Annotated in this window: 13 protein-coding genes; 7 read left to right on the top strand and 6 right to left on the bottom strand. The window is 44.9% G+C overall.

The features are described 5' to 3' along the window. Positions 1 to 25: 25 nt before the first annotated feature. On the bottom strand, positions 26 to 472 hold the full coding sequence (locus tag ACR1R9_RS13835) for a hypothetical protein (RefSeq protein ID WP_076291093.1): 447 nt from the start codon (positions 470 to 472) through the stop codon (positions 26 to 28). Positions 473 to 892: 420 nt separating this feature from the next. On the opposite strand from ACR1R9_RS13835, the gene ACR1R9_RS13830 reads away from it, so the two are divergent. After that, positions 893 to 1,288: a hypothetical protein gene (locus ACR1R9_RS13830; RefSeq protein WP_433948940.1), complete on the top strand. Its 396-nt coding sequence runs from the start codon at positions 893 to 895 to the stop codon at positions 1,286 to 1,288. A 137-nt stretch (positions 1,289 to 1,425) separates the two neighbouring features. Here ACR1R9_RS13830 and ACR1R9_RS13825 read toward each other — a convergent pair whose 3' ends face one another. Then, a complete protein-coding gene (locus tag ACR1R9_RS13825; protein WP_433923393.1) occupies positions 1,426 to 3,153 on the bottom strand; it encodes a cellulase family glycosylhydrolase in 1,728 nt (575 codons plus the stop codon). A gap of 256 nt (positions 3,154 to 3,409) precedes the next feature. After that, complete coding sequence (locus tag ACR1R9_RS13820; RefSeq protein WP_076291097.1) at positions 3,410 to 4,000, bottom strand: TetR/AcrR family transcriptional regulator; 591 nt, start codon at positions 3,998 to 4,000, stop codon at positions 3,410 to 3,412. Between the two features lie 175 nt (positions 4,001 to 4,175). Between ACR1R9_RS13820 and ACR1R9_RS13815 the strand changes: the two genes are divergently transcribed. The 4 genes from ACR1R9_RS13815 to ACR1R9_RS13800 all read left to right on the top strand — a co-directional run bounded on the left by ACR1R9_RS13815 (position 4,176) and on the right by ACR1R9_RS13800 (position 9,999). Continuing rightward, positions 4,176 to 4,946, top strand: a complete 771-nt coding sequence (locus ACR1R9_RS13815) for an SDR family NAD(P)-dependent oxidoreductase (protein ID WP_433923394.1) — start codon at positions 4,176 to 4,178, stop codon at positions 4,944 to 4,946. A gap of 389 nt (positions 4,947 to 5,335) precedes the next feature. Then, positions 5,336 to 6,778, top strand: coding sequence for a 6-phospho-beta-glucosidase (locus ACR1R9_RS13810; RefSeq protein WP_433923395.1), 1,443 nt, complete (start codon positions 5,336 to 5,338; stop codon positions 6,776 to 6,778). A gap of 286 nt (positions 6,779 to 7,064) precedes the next feature. Further along, the gene (gene licT / locus ACR1R9_RS13805) at positions 7,065 to 7,895 is read left to right on the top strand and encodes a BglG family transcription antiterminator LicT (RefSeq protein ID WP_433923716.1); all 831 of its coding nucleotides are present in this window, start codon (positions 7,065 to 7,067) and stop codon (positions 7,893 to 7,895) included. A gap of 214 nt (positions 7,896 to 8,109) precedes the next feature. Next, the gene (locus tag ACR1R9_RS13800; protein WP_433923396.1) at positions 8,110 to 9,999 is read left to right on the top strand and encodes a beta-glucoside-specific PTS transporter subunit IIABC; all 1,890 of its coding nucleotides are present in this window, start codon (positions 8,110 to 8,112) and stop codon (positions 9,997 to 9,999) included. 70 nt (positions 10,000 to 10,069) lie between these two features. On the opposite strand, the gene ACR1R9_RS13795 is transcribed toward ACR1R9_RS13800, so the two are convergent. From ACR1R9_RS13795 to ACR1R9_RS13785, 3 genes are all read right to left on the bottom strand, one after another. Next, entirely contained in the window at positions 10,070 to 11,617 is a 1,548-nt protein-coding gene (locus ACR1R9_RS13795; protein WP_433923397.1) for a helix-turn-helix domain-containing protein, read from the bottom strand. Between the two features lie 90 nt (positions 11,618 to 11,707). Continuing rightward, complete coding sequence (locus ACR1R9_RS13790) at positions 11,708 to 12,754, bottom strand: ABC transporter substrate-binding protein (RefSeq protein ID WP_433956450.1); 1,047 nt, start codon at positions 12,752 to 12,754, stop codon at positions 11,708 to 11,710. 157 nt (positions 12,755 to 12,911) lie between these two features. Beyond that, positions 12,912 to 13,502, bottom strand: a complete 591-nt coding sequence (locus tag ACR1R9_RS13785) for a biotin transporter BioY (protein ID WP_072732639.1) — start codon at positions 13,500 to 13,502, stop codon at positions 12,912 to 12,914. 130 nt (positions 13,503 to 13,632) lie between these two features. On the opposite strand from ACR1R9_RS13785, the gene ACR1R9_RS13780 reads away from it, so the two are divergent. Both ACR1R9_RS13780 and ACR1R9_RS13775 read left to right on the top strand, forming a co-directional pair. After that, complete coding sequence (locus tag ACR1R9_RS13780; protein ID WP_433923399.1) at positions 13,633 to 14,478, top strand: ATP-binding cassette domain-containing protein; 846 nt, start codon at positions 13,633 to 13,635, stop codon at positions 14,476 to 14,478. After that, on the top strand, positions 14,463 to 16,214 hold the full coding sequence (locus ACR1R9_RS13775; protein WP_433923400.1) for an ATP-binding cassette domain-containing protein: 1,752 nt from the start codon (positions 14,463 to 14,465) through the stop codon (positions 16,212 to 16,214). Before ACR1R9_RS13780 ends, ACR1R9_RS13775 begins: the two co-directional genes overlap by 16 nt. Positions 16,215 to 16,267 lie beyond the last annotated feature (53 nt).

Here is a 16,267-nt window from a genome sequence, read left to right as displayed (position 1 = left end):
TATCTTTTCTACTTAACGGAAGGTGTCAAAAAGAATAATACGTCAGCGCGTATTGCATCAGAAAGGCACGAATTTCTTCCCGGTTTAACATCACATCAGATGTGCTGCCTTGCTCCAGGTTGAGAAGCAAATTACTGACGGCTTCATGCAGGAACAGCTTGCGTTCATTTCCCCACAACTCTTGATGCTGCTGGATAAATTGCGTGACCTGCGACAGCTCCATACCTTTTAAAACTCTGAACACCGAAGCCCATTTTACCAGATCAGAGGGATGGGAGCCTACAGGCAATTCAAATTCGGCAAAACCATGAACATTCCCGCATGAGATTTTGAACAATCCACAGTAACAGGATGAATGTTCCCGCGCTATGAAGGGTAATTTTCGCATATCGTACCGAATAATTTCCATGGAACTAATTCGGGTATCAACACGAATCTCCGTTCGAATTTCCACATCACAGTCTGCAATCACACAATTCAACCTCCATAGGCAAAATCACCTTATCGTTTCTATTGTTTTTGTTATCCTGCCGATTATATTACGACTGAACACAGCTCAAGTAAAATCTACCGGAATGGATATACGCCTGATTTTCCGATTTTTGGTTTGGAATTCATACATGTAAGCGATTAACAAGAGATATATCTTCGTTTTGGACTCGAATAACTCGATTTTTTCTTCCGTTCATGACAGACCGAGTAACATGCCGCATGACAGCGTAAAGAGGAAATTAGTCAAGAAATCCTCACCTGGATTGTCTGGAATCGATCAGAACGGTGCAGAAATCGAATACCGTTCAATTGCAGAGATGTAGACAGAGGACTATGATTCGCACATAACGTACTCCAGATGGCATTTGCAGGATCTGATGTGAAGGCGAGGTTGGCGGCAATGGATGAAGTAATGATGGTGGTTTCGACAGGACACGGTGCGGCGGGAATGAATTTTGTGGATGTATTACTGAAGAGGGGATTTGCAGTTGTCGTGCTTGTACACAGTGAAGAAGAGGGGGAACAACTTCAATCTCTTGGTGCTGTTACTGTGCGTTACATTCAGGAAATGGCAGACCGTAACCAGCTTCCGCTTGAATTTGTAGTAAAAAGCGCCTTTGTATTCGAAAATAGCTTGCCGCAGTGCTGTCAGGACATTGAGCTGTGTCGCAGCTTGTGTCCGCAACAACTCTATGTCGTTTCCAACAACAGGGCTCCTGTTGGGCTTGTTTATAAAGGTCTGGGAGCAACTTATGTCATTCACAGCCGGAGTGGAGATGTTTCATTTTTAGTGTAAAGGCACTGATAGTGGGTCCTCGTCGCCAGTCAGATTAACCAAGTATAATAATGAAAAACGTTCTGCCCAGAGCCTCTTGCCCTGGACAGAACGTTTCGTGAATTCCAATATGCTGTAGATTGAGTTGTAAAATCCAATTATGAAGAGATTCCTACTACACTGGAACCATTCTTTGTAATTTTGTACGTAATGACGTCTCCGCTCCAGAAGTGGAACTTGAGAATGACTTCGCCATTATTCGTTTCGTTGAAGAAGTTTTGTTTCAGTTCAATCACGTTGCTGCTATAATTCGGACTGAAGGTGTAGGAAAATTCTTTAAATGAAGTCCAGTTTTGCGGACCTGCGTTTCCGCCACTTGTATAAGTGGCTTCCATGGTGGCCAGTTGATTGCCATTAAAGGTAGTCGGAATCGCAAACGAGCTCGTTGTGCCCGTTACATTGCTCAGTTTAGGTGTATCATACTTGATGATATTCAGGTTCCAGTTTGCGCCTTTGTTGAATTTGACGGTCAACTTGGCATTAACCCCAAGATTGCCGGAAGTGGTCAGTCTGGTTAACAGGCTTGATTTTAACGTAAGCACATCACCGTTGATCGTGTAATCTGTATTTTTAACAAGGGTAGTGCTGCCATTAGCAAGAGAACTAAATGTATTGCCATTGAGATTCAGTTTTACGGTTTTATCCTGAATTGCAGCACCTTTTTTCAGATAAACCAGATCGGATTCAGCTGTGGAGGAACGACCTGTCCAACTTGCTTTCATTGTGTTATACAGATCCTGATCAGACCATGTGAAGCTGGTACGGCCGAAATGCTGTCCATTATCCCATAACATGGTGGTCATCTGTTTCTGACGCAGGTATTGGCCGATAAATTCGAAGAATTTCAGCTTCTCACCTTGCTCGATGACACCTGTGTGCTGATCAAATCCGAGCAAGCCATACTCACCGACGATAACCGGAATACCTTTGGCTGTGAATGCATTGTAGACTCGGTCAAATGTATCGGTAATATCCTGTTGCACTTCAGCATTATATTTGGTGTACCCTGCGATATTCACGCTGAATGGCCAGAAACCATAGTAGTGAACGGTAGCGATAATGTTAGGGTCATTCAATTTTGCGATTGTCTGGGATAATGCATCGAGATCTGGTTGAGCGGAAGAGGTATGCATCGTTGGGAGAACCAATGGACGTGTTGCATTGTTACCGCCGGATGCTCTCACGATGTTATGAAAAGATACATTCAACTCTTCCAGCAAAGCGTATGCTGTAGCGGTATTCGTTGTACCACCTTCGGTGAAGCGTGGTTCATTTACACTTTCGAACATCAGCTTAGTGGATGAGTTTTTGAATTTGTTTGCAATTTGAGTCCAGGCAGAGTTGTAACGAGCAAGAACATTGGCATGGTCATTCTCCATATAGCTGATCCACTGCCATGAATCGTGATGAATATTAATCATGACATATAGATTGGCATCCAGGGCCCAGTTTACAACCTGTTGAACGCGATTCATGTAAGCGGTATCAATAGTGTAGTTGGGTGCTCCTCCTATATGAGCTTGCCAGGTCACTGGAATACGAATGCTTTTGTAGCCTTGATTGGCGATATTTTGAATCAGTTGCTGAGTGATCAGCGGGTTTCCCCAGGCCGTTTCATCTGCACCAACAGCGTCCAGCGAGTTACCCAGATTCCAGCCCGGCTCCATCGCAGTAACATAGGACTGAATATTGGTTGGAGCAGCGGCGGTTGCATTTGCCTGAATCGAGTCATCTGAAGCAGCAGAAGCGATGGCTGATGAGAACAGGGATAGGATCATTGCCGTTACGATAGTGAGCGAGAGGGCCGATTTGCGGTTTTTGTTCATTAACATATTCTCCTTTGTAAATATAATTGTTGAACTAAAAATATAGCGATTACAAAATTGGCGATTTAAGTTCAGCATAGAACAAGATCCTAAATTAATTTAAATAGAATCACCACCAAATTATGTATTGAAAACGTTTTCTGAAATGCAAATATATCATGATTTATTCAAAGAAAATACCATGATAATTGGATAATAATTCATGTCAAAATTAGTGATTATGACAATTATGGAATATCGCAGGGGGTGGTGTGGATTACTCTTTTACATGAAAAACTTCTGTGGATATCAGCATTAATTCTACAATTTGTGTGTTCATATATTGCGGAGACGTTGGGAAATCTTCTTCAATCCAGCGAATCAAAAGACCTGCGACTCCATGAGCCCGATAGATGTATAACCATTTTGGATCAATTACGGACCCTTCCTCAAGCTCATAATCGTATTCTGCTACAAAAAGATCCTCAATGACTCTCGCCATTTGGTAGCGAAAATCCACCTGGATATGATCACTCAATAACAATTTGTATAGTGCAGCTTGTTCTTTCAAGTATGTAAACAGCGTGATATCTTCGGCATGCATTTCTTTTAAATTGACTTTGGTGATGTATCTGTATGGATTCTTGATCTGTTGAACAAATTCGACTAGAACCTCCTGAATAATCTCACGTAACAAATCCTCTTTGGTTGCGAAATTGGCATAAAATGTGCCCCGATTATAATTGGCCTCCCGGACAATTTCAGATATGGAGATCTGTTGAAAAGGCTTTTGTGAAAGCAAGCGTAGAAAAGTTTCTTTGATATCCGACTTGGAACGCAAAATGCGTTTGTCAATTCGATCTGTCATGAATAGTTCACCTCGTTTACAGTATCGTTCATGTCACTTAATTCTGCAACTTGGTGTACAAAATACGATCAAGTGTACAGTAACGTACAATTCCAGGCATATTACGGATTGAATAAGGTCAATGATATAGATATATTGAGGATTGTTTAAAATTAATATTAATGGAGGTATTCATATGACATTTCCCGTATTGGAAGGTAAAGTGGCCATTGTAACAGGGGCAGCGATGGGCATGGGTGAAGCAACTGCTCAACTTTTTGCCGCAGCCAAAGCAAAGGTAATCGTTGCAGATTTTAACGAAGAGAAAGGACAGGCTGTCGTTGAATCCATTCGTGCGGCTGGTGGTGAATCCGCTTTCGTGAAAGTCGATATTTCCAAATCGGAAGAAGTACAAGCGATGGTGAAGTTTGCAGTTGAGACTTATGGACAACTGGACGTGGCCGTTAATAATGCCGCACTCACGCCAGATGACAAACCAGCAGCTGAATTTGACGAAGCCTACTGGCATCGCCTGATTTCAGTTGACCTGACAGGTACTGCATTGTGTATGAAATATGAACTTAAGCAAATGCTGAAACAAGGCAAAGGCGGTTCCATTATTAACATTTCATCGGTGAGTGGATTCCGTCCTCAACCCAATAACATTGCTTATGTAGCTGCTAAGCATGGCGTGGTTGGTATGACCAAAGTAGCTGCAATGGAAAACGGACCACACAACATTCGGGTTAACTCGGTTGCTCCAGGAGCAATCGATACACCTATGCTGCGTGGTGCCTTGGATCAATTCGGTTTCACGGCAGAGGAGTATGCTCCGCAGTTGAGCTTGCTTAATCGTTTTGGACAACCTAATGAAATTGCACAAGCAAGTCTCTGGTTAGCATCTGACGCTGCTTCTTATATCACAGGCACTACGATTCACGCGGATGCAGGATACACATCTCGTTAATTATTAAAACGAAGAATTTGAAAGATCTAATCCGACTATCCAGTCACAATAAAATTGACAATTCAGCTATTCCTTGCTAAAGTTTTATCCAATCCGCATAATTGTGATCTGGGAATGTTACCGATATGGGCATAACCTGAGCTGGCTTGTATACACTGCAACGTGTATCCGGGCTGGTTCGGGTTTTTTGTATTTAAGTTGAACGAACAAACGATTTTACATTGGACACTGCGCTGCCAGAACAATCTTCCGATCGCAGTTATCCCCAGATTTTTTCTGTCCTATCCGTTTATGATGTAAATGTGTAGTTCAACTTAAAAATTTTGTCTTGTAATGTTTCATGCGATTTGAGCGGATAACAGAATTACATATTTGGAAGGAGAATACAGATGACTAATTTTAAGTTTCCCAAAGACTTTTTGTGGGGTGGTGCCATCGCTGCCAATCAGGCAGAGGGTGCTTATCAGGAAGGTGGCAAAGGGCTGAGCATTGTTGACTTGCTGCCGACAGGAGAGAATCGTAGAAGCATCATGAAGGGTAATGTCCCTGCATTAACCCCGCTGGAAACCGAGTTTTATCCTTCGCATGAAGCAATTGATTTCTATCACCGTTATCCCGAAGATATCGCGCTGTTTGCCGAAATGGGATTCAAAGCGCTGCGTGTATCCATAGCCTGGGCGCGGATTTTCCCAACCGGAGAAGATGCACAGCCGAATGAAGCGGGTTTGCAATTTTATGATCAATTATTCGATGAACTGTTGAAGCATGGTATCGAGCCTGTGGTTACGCTTGCTCACTTCGATGTACCGGTCAATCTGATTGAGAAATATGGCAGTTGGAGAAGTCGTGAGTTAGTGACTCTGTTCGAAACCTACGCAAAAACCGTATTTAACCGTTACAAGGAAAAGGTTAAATATTGGATGACGTTCAACGAAATTAATATGCTGCTGCATCTGCCATTCCTTGGTGCGGGTTTGGTCTTCAAGGATGGTGATCATGTGAAAGAGATTCAGTATCAGGCAGCACATCATCAATTGGTGGCAAGTGCACTGGCGGTTAAAGCTTGTCATGAGATTATCCCAGGCGCAATGATCGGCTGTATGCTTGCGGCAGGAAGCTTTTATCCTTATACCTGTAATCCGGAAGACGTATTCCAGGGCATGGAGAAAGACAGAGAGTCTTACTTCTTCATTGATGTTCAGTCGCGTGGAGAGTACCCAGGTTATGCCAAACGTTTCTTCAAGGATCATGGATTGAATATTAACATGCAGCCAGGTGATGCGGAAATTCTGAAAAACCATACGGTTGATTATATCGGATTTAGCTATTATTCAAGTCGTACAACCTCCACCGACCCGGAAGTCGTCAAAAACATGACGAGCGGCAATGTGTTTGGTTCTGTGGCCAATCCATATTTGGCAAAATCGGAGTGGGGCTGGACGATTGATCCCAAAGGCATCCGTATTACAGCCAATCAACTGCACGACCGATATCAAAAACCGCTTTTTGTTGTAGAAAATGGATTTGGAGCCAATGACGTGGTTACCCCTGAAGGTGAAGTTGATGATGCGTACCGGATTGATTATCTGAAACGCCATGTTGCCGAGATGGGTGAAGCTTTACAGGATGGCGTAGAGATCATCGGTTATACTAGCTGGGGGCCCATCGATATTGTCAGCGCTTCTTCAGGAGAGATGAGAAAACGCTATGGTTATATCTATGTCGACCGTGACAATGAAGGTAAGGGTGATTTGAAGCGGATCAAGAAAAAGAGCTTCCAATGGTACAAAAATGTGATTGAATCAGATGGCAGCAATTTAGAATTGGAATAAGCAGGGGATGATGAGGGACATTCTCCATGATCATATCGGAAGGACCACTCTTCATGGAACTTCCGATTGCTCCCTCGTTGAAAGCGTTGACATATGTGTCTCTTCGCGCTATACTTGACGCAATTATATCGTTTTGGGATTGTTACTACTTGAAGTAGGCAAAACCTAAGCACCAAAAAAACAGACGCACATGTCTTGTTTATTTTGTGATGCTTCAGGTTTTTTTTGTATGCCCAAAAGGCGATATATGACTGCCAAGAGAGTGGATCGTGACGGGGGGATTGAAGTGAAAATAGCAAAGGTTATCAACAATAACGTCATTAGCATCTATCAGGCGGATGGAGCAGAGCTTGTAGTGATGGGGCGTGGGATTGCCTTTAAGAAAAAGCCGGGGGATAAAGTAGACGAGACCCGTATCCAGAAAGTATTTGCGCTTAAAAACAAGCAGACATCCGACAATTTTAAAATGCTTCTGCGTGAAGTGCCCATGGAACTAATCGAAATTGTGGAAGAAATTATTACCTACGCCAGAAAGAATCTGGGCCGTAACCTGAATGAAAATATTTATGTTTCTCTGACAGATCATATTAACTTTGCGATTGAACGATATCGTGAAGGGGTTGAAATCAAGAATGCACTGATGTGGGAAATCAAACAGCTGTACAAGGCTGAGTTCGGACTGGGTCTGAAAACGCTGGAGCAGATCAAGTCCAGACTTCATATCGAGCTTCCACCGGATGAAGCAGCGTATATTGCCCTGCATATTGTCAATGCGGAGATGAATGAAGAAGTTATTACAACAATGAACATCACGAAGTTTATTCAGCAGATTATTAATATAGCGAAATATCACTTCAAGATGGAATTCGATGAAGAGTCTCTCAGCTATTTTCGTTTCATTACGCATCTGAAGTTCTTCTCCCAGAGGGTATTAAGCGGCACGCATTATGACAATAATTATGACCACTTTTACGACATGATCAAAGAGAAGCACCCGGAAGCGGCGGCATGTACGGAGAAAATCGAAATGTTCGTCAACAAGGAATATAACCATCAGCTTACCAACGAAGAGAAATTGTATCTGACCGTCCACATTGAACGGGTCGTTAATCGATAATAATTAAAATGTTGACAAATTTGGTTAAATCATAATAATATGAGATTAACAGGAATTGAATACGATTTAACTGGGATTGTTACTGGTTATGCAGGCAAAACCTAAGTCATGAGAAGGCAGGACCAATGTGTCCAAACCTTACTCAAGGCTTAGGTTTTTTGCGTGCAAAAAAATCGGTAAGGTGCGTGTTTTAGTAAATATGGGGGTGCACATCATGAGTCAGGAAAAACTCGCAAAAGAGATCGTCGAGCTGGTCGGCGGCGAAAAGAATGTGGTATCACTGGTACATTGCGCAACACGTTTGCGGTTTGTATTGAAGGATGATGCCAAGGCAGACAAAGCCAAGCTGGAAAAGACAGAAGGAATCATTGCAGTCAAGGAAAACGGGGGTCAGTTCCAGGTGGTCGTTGGCAATAAGGTGCCTGAGGTTTACAACGCCATTGGTCAGATCAGCAACATTTTGGATGATTCTTCCGAAAAGGAAAAGCCGAAGAAGTCCGCAAAAGGCTTAGGCGGCATCATCGATGTGATTTCTAGTATTTTCGCACCGCTATTAGGGGTTATGGCGGGAGCAGGTATCTTGAAAGGGCTGCTGCTCATTGCAAGCAATGTCGGCTGGCTGGAAACAACGGAAAGCACGTATAAAATCCTATTTGCAGCAGCAGACAGCCTGTTTTATTTCTTACCTTTGCTGTTAGCGGTTACAACTGCTCGCAAATTCCAGGGTAACATGTTTGTAGCAATGACCATTGCAGGCGCATTAATCTATCCTTCCATCGTCACGCTCAAGGCGGAGGGAACGCCAACCGATTTCTTCGGTATTCCTGTGATTTTGATGAATTATTCATCTACCGTTATCCCTATTATTCTGGCAGTTATCGCCATGAGCAAATTGGAGAAATTCTTCAATAAAGTTCTTCACGAAAGTGTGAAAAATTTTGTCACTCCATTATTTTTGCTTGTCATTATGGTACCTCTTACTTTGCTTGTATTCGGTCCATTTGGAGTATATGTAGGTAATGCCATTGCATCAGGACTTGTGGCCGCCTTCGGATTCAGTCCGTTATTGGCAGGAGCCGTTATGGGTGCAAGCTGGCAGCTGCTCGTTATTTTCGGAATTCACTGGGGTCTTATTCCCGTTTTTATCAACAACGTTGCTGTGTATGGACGTGATGGCGTCAAACCGGCTGCGACGGCTTCCATCTTTGCACAGACCGGAGCTGCATTCGGCGTTATGCTGAAAACCAAAAATAAAAAGCTGAAAACGCTGGCGGGTTCATCGACGTTGACAGCCTTGTTCGGGATTACCGAGCCGGCCATCTATGGTGTCACTCTGCCACTCAAACGTCCATTCATCGCAGGAGTGATCGGGGGTGCTGTTGGTGGGGCCATCATTGGTCAGGCGGGTACTCAGGCATTCGCTTCGGGCGCTCCAGGATTACTGACTTTGCCGATCTTCTATGGACCGGGTGGAGAGGGCTTCCCTGGACTGATTCTTGGGATCTGCGTATCCTTTGTTGTTTCGGCTGCATTGACGTACATTATGGGATTCAAAGATCCGGTTGAAGAGGAAGAACAAGAAAAAAGCACGGAATCTACCAATCCATCAATAAGAACAGCGGATTCCGTGGATCAAGAAGTTCTTAGTCCGATTGAGGGGACCATTGTTGAACTGACTGAGGTGCCAGATCCGGCATTTTCATCCGGTGCGATGGGCAAAGGCATTGCGATCGAGCCGGCAGTTGGCCGAGTCGTTGCTCCTTTTGACGGTACCATTACCGTGGCTTTCAAAAAGAAACATGCGCTGGCTGTTGTATCGGATACAGGTGCGGAGATATTGGTCCATGTCGGGGTAGATACCGTCAAGCTCGATGGTCAGCACTTTACATCACATATTCAGGAAGGTGATCGGGTTAAAGCAGGAGATTTGCTGCTGGAATTCGATATCGCTGCAATCAAGGCCGCTGGTTATCATACGGTAACCCCTATTATTGTAACGAATTCTGCAAACTATGAGGAAGTGGTTCCTTTGACTACAGGAGAAGTTCGGGTTCAAGAGCCTTTACTTACCCTGTATGGTGGAAAGGGACAGGAACAAGAGTAGAAATAACAAAAGCCGTGTCCGACGTGGAACAGAATGTTTTCTGTTTACGTGGACACGGCTTTTTTTGCTGTTACCCAATCAAATTCATCAGATCCTGAACCTGTCCCATCATGGAGATTGGATCTTCCCGAAGCCAGTCCTCCGTCATACGGTAAACCTGACCGTTCTGCACTGCCGGAAGCTGCTGCCAATACTTGCTGCGTTCAAGCTGTTCAAACTGTCGGATGGATTCCGGGTCGCCCGACACAACGATAAAGAGATGATCACCCGCATACTTATGCAATTGATCCAAAGGAATATCTTCTTTGAACGGATGAGATTTATTTTGCTGGGCTGCCAGCACCGGAGCAGGTGGTTTTAATTGCAAATCACGATATAACACACCTACGTCGTAGTAGACCTGGAAGGTAGCGGGAAGTCCTCTCATCCAGAAGAATGAAACTGTTTGGTCACCATCTTGAAGAGGAGACAAGACTCTTTGGGTTTCCTTGATCTTGTTCATATAGCTTTCCATCCAGGCTTCTGCCACAGATGTCCTTCCAGTCAATTCCGCAATAAGACGAAAGCGTTCAAAGAAGGGCAGGGACCAGGGAACATCCAGTGTAGGAGCAATTTTGGAGTATTCGGCATAATGATGCCCGTTAAAAGTCACGATGAGATCGGGTTTCAGCTCCGATATCTTATCCATATATGGCGTTACCACGGAATTTCCAATCGAAGGAACACCTCGCACATGACCCTGGTAATAACGGCAGTCTAGCAATTGGTAAGGTGCACCAATCGGTGTTATGCCGAGCGCCAGCAGCTCACCCAGGAACTGAAAGGAGGCGACACGCATTGTATGCTTTCTTAGATGAATATATAAACGCGGCGATACACCGGTATATTGCTTGAAGCTACGACTGAAATGAAAAGGATCGCGGAATCCGATGTGTCCTGCAATTTCCTGAATCGAATCATTTGATTCCAGCAGACGTTTTTTGGCACGATTCATTCGCAAGGCATTCAAATATTTGATGGGACTCTGTCCGGTGTGCTCACGAAAAAGACGTGAAAAATGGCGTGTGGATAGCCCAGTCTCTGCGGCAAGTTGATCCAAAGTATAGTCAAGTGTAACGGATTGTTCCAACCGTTGAAGGAGTGTATCCACGGCCTGTATGCTGCGATGCTCTTTATCCATCGTGTCGGCTTTCATGGCTAGTAAAATCAATTCCTGAAACAGCACATGTTTGCTGTAGTTTTCCTTTTCATCGCAAAGATCCTCCACGGGATGCAGCAAGTGTACCAATTGAATCATGCGAGAAACATGTTCAGGGTATACTTGTCCTTGCGCTAATGCAGCCATTCGGGGCGTACCCTGAACAGTCACGGGCAGAGGTTCGAATTCAACGCTATATACTTGCAGAGGAAGATCTGATAGACTCTCAAGCTGCACTTCCATACCGGGATGAAATAGAAAGCAGTTTCCTGGCATAACCTCAGTCTGTTTACCCATGGAATGGACTTTACCACGCCCTTCGGTGATAATCATCAATGTATGACGGTGTATTGATTTTGTACACGGACCGGATATCGCATCGCAGTATGTCCCTGTAAGTATATAGACCAGCGAAATCATGGTATCCCTCCTCAAAAGCTGAAAAGAAGCTCTTCAGGCAGGATCGCTGAAGAACTTCTCCTCTATTGTATATGATGTGATTAATATCTTTTATTTGGTGAGCAATTGAACGGCATCATCCAATTGAGCACTGAGAGACATCACGTCGTAAGAGAACCATAGGCTCTCATCAACCACGTAAACTTTATTATTTTTGACGGCAGGCAGTGAGTGCCACAACTGGCTATCATCCACCTCTTTCAGGAAATCAGGATCATTATCGAATCTTACCACAAACAGTCGATCTGCTGAAGCATATTCCGGCAGTTTCTCAAGAGAGATGTTGATGCCGAGTTCATGATTCCCTTTTGCCCATTCCTCTTTGACGGTATCCGTCATGTTGAACTTCAGAGCATCATATAAGGTATAACCGACATTAGCGTTCCCGTACACTCTGAGTTGACCTTTTTCAAATCCGCCAATAACCACAACGCCGAATGTCTCATCTGGTGAAACGAAGGAAGAAAGCTTGGTCCGTGCCTCTTCGGATTTCTGATTAAATACTTGAATCCATTCCTGTGCCTGTTCGCTTCTGCCAATAACGTCAGCCACTGACTTGAAATGTTGGAATGCATCGGCACCTTCCCATTGAACAACAACCGTAGGGGCAATCTTGGACAGCTGCTCCAATTGATCCTCATTCCACTCTGCAGCAATGATGAGGTCCGGCTGCAGTTCGAGTGCCTTTTCCAAATTCAGCTTATTGGAGACCCCGATATCTTCGATCCCTTCCAATTGATCTTGAATCGAGACATAGTTGTTAAGCAGATGTGATGCTGCCCCAGCGGGCTTAAGTCCTGCTGCCAGCATTTCCGGTAAATATTGTGTAGTGAGAACACGTTGGGGATGGGCTGGAATCGTTACCTCACGGCCCAGAGCATCCTTATATACGCGAGTTGCCGATTCTAAGGCAGTATCGGTTGACGTTTCTGTCTGCTGTGCAGAATTACCTTCAGTAGAAGGTGATGATGTTTGTTTCCCTTGACCGCAAGCGGAGAGAAGCAAGGTTAGCACAAGGATAATGCACGAAAGCTGGAGTTTATTTGGATGACGCAACATAATAATGAAATCCCCTTTTTCTTTTATAATGATAATCATTATCAATTATTATAGTCAAGACTTCTTTTGAAGAACATGTTGAATATGGACTTGAAGCATGGAAAATATGGACATGACGTTCTGGCACAAAAGAAAATACCTCCAAAAATTAATTTTGGAGGCATTTGTTTCGTTTTATTCACGATCCAATGATGTCCTAAGAATCTGCTCGCACAACCGTTGAGTTCATATTGCCTGTCAGTCGTTGCGGAGGGAAGACCATGCGCACAGGTGCGATGATGATCGCAGCGAACAAGGCTTTGATTAGATCACCGATGATGTAGGGATAGAACCCTTGTATCATGGCTTCGGGTAATGACATTTTGTAGGCATAGGCCAACCAGGGCACGCCCGAAACATAGATCAACATTGAACCAAATACCTCAAATACGATAAAGGCCAGGAAATAACCAACGAATCCGTTCAGTTTGATTCTGCTGAGTAATAACCCAATGAGCAATGCGGAGAAGGGCCACATCATGACATATCCCCCGGTAGGCCCAAGGAGTACTGCAAGTCCGCCTGCGCCATGCAGAAGCGGGAAGCCAATCGCAGTCAGGACTACGACCAAAGCGACACTTAGAAAACCATATAATGGGCCAAGCAGTCCTCCTGCCAGCATAACCGCAAGAGTTTGCAGTGTAATCGGCACAGGAGAGAAACCAATGGGAATACTTATGTAACCAAAAAGAACAAGTATGGCTGCCATCAGTGCGCTGAATACAATACCTCGCAAAGATAATTTCATGTTTGAACATTCCTTTCAATTTTGGTAATCTTATTGTTAACCGATCAAACGAATGTGGTTAACGATTTGGATCGTACCACAAAAGATTCAAAAGGGAAAGGACCAATTTGCGATGCAAGACGTTACACCTTTGATAAAACTAGAAAATGTCCGTGTTCATTATGCTTCCGAGTCAGGACGTGTTCGTAAGGCAGTGGATGGGGTTTCGTTGGATTTAGCTCCCGGTGAATGGATAAGTATTGTGGGAGCCAATGGTAGCGGCAAAAGTACGCTAGCTGGACTGCTGATTGGATTCACGCCACTATCTGGAGGAGAAAGAATGGCTGCTCCAGAACTGGTTGTGCGTGGAGTCCTCCAGCAGCCTGATGCCCAGGTACTTGGAGATACCATTGAGGAGGAATTTCATTTTGCCTTATCCTCACTGCTGGAATCTCCTGATGAACAATTACGTCGGAGAGAGCACGCATTACATACGGTAGGACTTGAACACCCGCCACAGGCGGCAATATCGATGCTGTCTGGAGGGCAGAAGCAGTTGCTTAATATCGCGGTAGCGCTGGCGGCCAAGCCGGATGTACTCATTTTGGACGAACCTACGGCCATGCTTGATCCGGGAGCCAGAGATCGAATGGAAGCTGTAGTTCAAACTATTGTCCAGCAGGGGACGGCGGTAATCTGGATTACGCATCATTTGGAGGAAGCGACTCTTTGCAATCGAATTATTGCCATGGAACAGGGACGCTGTGTTTATGATGGAGCGCCTGCGGCTTTCTTCTATGGAAAAGATAAGGAAGAGATAACGGCTGACGCTGGAAAAGGAGCACAACAACCATCACCCTGCGAACAGCTTGGGCTTGCTCCACCTTTTACAGTGCAGACGGCTCTACTCCTGAAACGGAAAGGTTTGCTGCATCATGCAACTCCTCTGCGACCAGAGCAGTTGGTTAAGGAGGTAGCCCTTTGGCAATCGAATTAGAACATGTAGGTATAGCTTCATCACAACCTGACAAAAAAGCGCTGCTTCAAGATATCACTGTCCGACTGAACCGTGGCGAAATCACTTTATTATTAGGCTGCACAGGATCAGGCAAAACTACACTGCTGCAAACGATCGCTGGCCTGAAACCTCCAGATGAGGGTAGCCTCAAGCTGGACGGAGAGCTTTTCTGGCAGAACGGGAAAGTGCCACAGTCCATTCTGTTACAAATGGGGTTGGTCTTTCAATTCCCAGAGCAGCAGCTGTTTGCCCGAAGTATTGGGCGTGAATTTGCTTATTCTCTGCGTCCATATCGGCTACCGGATGAACAAAAGAAAAAGCAGATTTCCGAAGCACTTGAGCGCTGGGACTCTCCAGCGGGTCAGGGAGAGGAAGAACGATTCCATTCGGACAGATCCCCCTTTGCACTAAGCGGGGGAGAACGGAGAAGATTGGGGCTTGCCCTGGGTACTGCTACGCAGCCTTCATGGTTATTGCTCGATGAACCCAGCGCTGGATTGGAAGCCCAAAGTGTGCTCATGCTGCTAGATGCTTTGAACCAGCATCGAACTGCAGGTGAGGGAGCCATTGTGGCTACACACGACCTGGACACATTTTTACCGCATGCGGATCGGGTTCTGTTGTTGAAGGATGGGCGTCTGGTTGCTGATCTCAAACCACGGGAGCTTCACACAAGACCAGATCTGCTGGAGCTTGCCGGAATTGGTCTGCCACCCTCTATGCAACTGGCACAACAATTTGCGGCTGCGGGCATTCATTTTCCTACTACTGCGTTGACCCCGGAGGAAATGGCTGAAGGTATTGTTCAGTCCGTCAATGAGCCTTTAGAGCGGAAGGTTGATGTTATTGGTAATGAGGATCAATTCAGAGATGAAGCGAAGCTTGCCTTTTCAAGCTCCGACACTTCGAGAGGAGAAGGCACGCAGGAGGGCATATACACCCACGCAGAATCAGGATCCAACAGAGGATTGTATGGTGCCATGGACCCGCGTCTGAAATGGATTTTATACATTTTGCTCGTGACCGCGACGATGCTTCAACATCACTGGTTAGGTCTCTCTCTTACGTTGATGCCAGTCATCTTGGCACTTGTTTTGCTGCCACGTCAGGCTCTGATGGGATGCTTGAAATTAATGAAGCCGCTCGTATTGTTCTTTCTCGTATCAACCGCGTTGTCGGGCACAACTCTTTCTACAGAAGGTGGCAGCCTACAGTTTGGATTTTCCTTGATACAGGCGGAGGGGACGTTACTGAATGTATACCGTTTGTTTATCATTACGTTGGCAAGTCTTTGGTTTTCACTGACTACGCCATATGGGCGTATGGTTGAGGGACTGAATTGGGTGCTTGGTGTTGGGAAAAAAATTAAACTGCCCGTGTCGTCGTTCGCACTCGCCGTGTCCTTAATCTTTCGTTTTATCCCGATGATCTGGAGTGAATGGCAGCGATTCTCGCTGATCGTCCGGGCACGCGGCAAAGCTGCATTACGACCGAATACGGTACGTGTGCGTGATCTTGGTCCAATGGTTATTCCCTTGCTCATGGCGCTGTTTCAGCGTGCAGAAGATATGACGATTGCGATGGAAATGCGGAAAATTAGAGAGAATTCCTTGCTTGGAGCACGTTCCTCCTTATTGGTATGGTCCAAACGAGATACATGGATCTGCATGATTGGACTTATTGTTTTTGTATTTTATATCTGGATCAGAGACTGAAACGCATTGTTTGCCATGAATCATGCATAAATCCTTACATTTCCGTTCAAAAT

This window comes from Paenibacillus taichungensis (assembly GCF_050994985.1).
GTDB lineage: Bacteria > Bacillota > Bacilli > Paenibacillales > Paenibacillaceae > Paenibacillus > Paenibacillus taichungensis.
The sequence above is the reverse complement of the archived record's forward strand: the minus strand, read 5'-3'. Positions and strand labels throughout refer to the sequence as shown.